Below are 2,357 nucleotides of genomic sequence, written 5' to 3'. Positions count from 1 at the left end.
CCGGTGGTCGAGGAGCGAGCGCCAGCGAGCGCCTCGGCACCACCGCGCGCCACGTGGTCGGCCACCACGCGATGCGTCAGCGCCGGGGCGCCGCAGACGTCCATCACGGCCAGGGCGAGGTCGCGCGGCAGGTCGTCGGGCAGGACGGCGGCGATGGAGCGGCCGAACAGGATCGCGTAGCCGTCGGCCGGGACCTGCTCGCCGTGGCCGTCCCAGCCGGCCAGGCCGTCCTCGATCACCAGCGGGGTGAGGGTCAGCGAGACCAGCGTCGCCACCCGGTCGCCGACGGCCAGGCCGAGGGGCGACTCGGGCCCGATCTCCTCGACGGTGCCGATCAGCATGCCGCCGGAGCCGGTCTCGGGGTTCTGCATCTTGCCGCGGGTCGCGACGATCTCGAGAACCTCGGCGCGGACGGCGTCGCCGTCTCCCCCGTGCTTGCGCTCGAGCTGGCGGAACGAGGCGGCGTCGAGGTTGAGCCGCTCGACCCGGATCCGCACCTCGTCGGGCCAGAGCTCGCGCCGGGTGTCGAGGCGCTGCGCCGCCTGCGGCAGGGTCACGCGCTCGTCGAGCACCCGGTGCAGGCCGGTGGGATCGCTGGTCACGGTCGTCTGTGGGGCCGGCATGACCGACTGTCCTCCATGATTCGGGGGCTGGTGCGAGAAATCTTCCGGCGCGGTATTGGACTCACCGGACGTTCTTCTCCTACTCTGGCAGAGGAGCCGCGCGTCACACAACTGACGCGCCGCTTGCCCTGCACCGACGTACCCGCATCCCCAGGAGTTGCCCGATGACTCACCCGACGACATTCTCCGTCTCCCCCGCTCCGCTCCCCCGACGGACAATGACGCGGGGGCCCCGATGAGCATCGAGACCGCGATCGGCCTCGAGACCGGACAGCCGTATCCCTACCAGCAGGTCGAGCTCGTCGAGCCCGACTGGACCCGGTTCCCGGGCTGGAAGGACGTGACCGCCGAGGAGTGGGCGTCCGTGCAGTGGCAGCGCGCGCACTGCGTCAAGAACCTCAAGCAGCTGCGCGAGCTGCTCGGCGACCTGGTCGACGAGCGGTTCTACGCCGACCTCGAGCGCGATCAGAACGAACGGGCCACCATGTCGATGCTGGTGCCGCCGCAGATGATGAACACGATGGTCCCGCACGAGGTGCCCGCCGGCCCCGGCTCGCTGACCGAGGCGCTCTACGCCGACCCGGTCCGGCACTACATGATCCCGGTGTTCTCCGACCGCCGTACCGACTGGCCCTCGCACCCGCACGCCACCCGCGACTCGCTGCACGAGCACGACATGTGGGTCGCCGAGGGTCTCACCCACCGCTACCCCACCAAGGTGCTCGCCGAGCTGCTGCCGACCTGCCCGCAGTACTGCGGCCACTGCACCCGCATGGACCTCGTCGGCAACTCGACCTCGGTCATCGACAAGCTGAAGTTCGTGGGCAAGCCCAACGACCGGCTCGGCGCCATGCTCGACTACCTGCGCACGACCCCGTCGGTGCGCGACGTCGTGGTCTCCGGCGGCGACGTGGCCAACATGCCGTGGCCGCGGCTCGAGGTGTTCCTCACCGAGCTGCTCGAGATCGAGAACATCCGCGACATCCGCCTGGCCACCAAGGCACTGATCGGCCTGCCGCAGCACTGGCTGCAGGACGACGTCCGCACCGGCGTCGAGCGGGTCTCCCGCGTCGCGCGCGACCGCGGCGTCTCCCTGGCGATCCACACCCACGCCAACCACGCGAACTCGATCACCCCGATCGTGGCGGAGGCGTCGAAGGCGATGCTCGAGGCCGGCGTGCGCGACGTGCGCAACCAGGGCGTGCTGCTCAACGGCGTCAACGCCGACCCGCAGGCCCTGCTCGACCTGTGCTTCCGGCTGCTCGATGGCGCGCAGATCATGCCCTACTACTTCTACATGTGCGACATGATCCCGTTCTCGGAGCACTGGCGGGTCTCGCTCGCCGACGCGCAGCGGCTGCAGCACCACATCATGGGCTACCTGCCCGGCTTCGCGACACCGCGCATCGTGTGCGACGTCCCCTTCGTCGGCAAGCGCTGGGTGCACCAGAACGCCGACTACGACACCGTCCGCGGCATCTCCGGCTGGACCAAGAACTACCGCACCTCGATCGAGGCCAGCGACGTCGAGGCCCTCGACCGGACCTACCACTACTACGACCCGATCCACACCCTGCCCGCCGAGGGCCAGTCGTGGTGGGCCGAGCACGCCGACCTCGACGAGGCGGCCCTGAACGCCGCCGAGGCCGCCGAGGCGTCCCGGCGTACCGCCGCTCTGCAGGCGTACTGAGGGGCTGCGGGCGGCAGGATTCCCCGGTTGACCGGGGAATCCTG

2 protein-coding genes are annotated in these 2,357 nt (G+C 70.5%); one reads left to right on the top strand and one right to left on the bottom strand.

Annotated elements, in window-relative coordinates:
- On the bottom strand, positions 1-623 hold a 623-nt coding region (gene kdd, locus EKO23_RS24590; protein WP_484213841.1), incomplete at its 3' end, for an L-erythro-3,5-diaminohexanoate dehydrogenase.
- 235 nt (positions 624-858) lie between these two features.
- Between kdd and EKO23_RS24585 the strand changes: the two genes are divergently transcribed.
- Entirely contained in the window at positions 859-2,313 is a 1,455-nt protein-coding gene (locus tag EKO23_RS24585) for a KamA family radical SAM protein (RefSeq protein ID WP_134721202.1), read from the top strand.
- Positions 2,314-2,357: the final 44 nt, after the last annotated feature.

The organism is Nocardioides guangzhouensis, assembly GCF_004519545.1.
GTDB lineage: Bacteria > Actinomycetota > Actinomycetes > Propionibacteriales > Nocardioidaceae > Nocardioides > Nocardioides guangzhouensis.
This window is presented reverse-complemented; position numbering and strand designations above follow the sequence as displayed.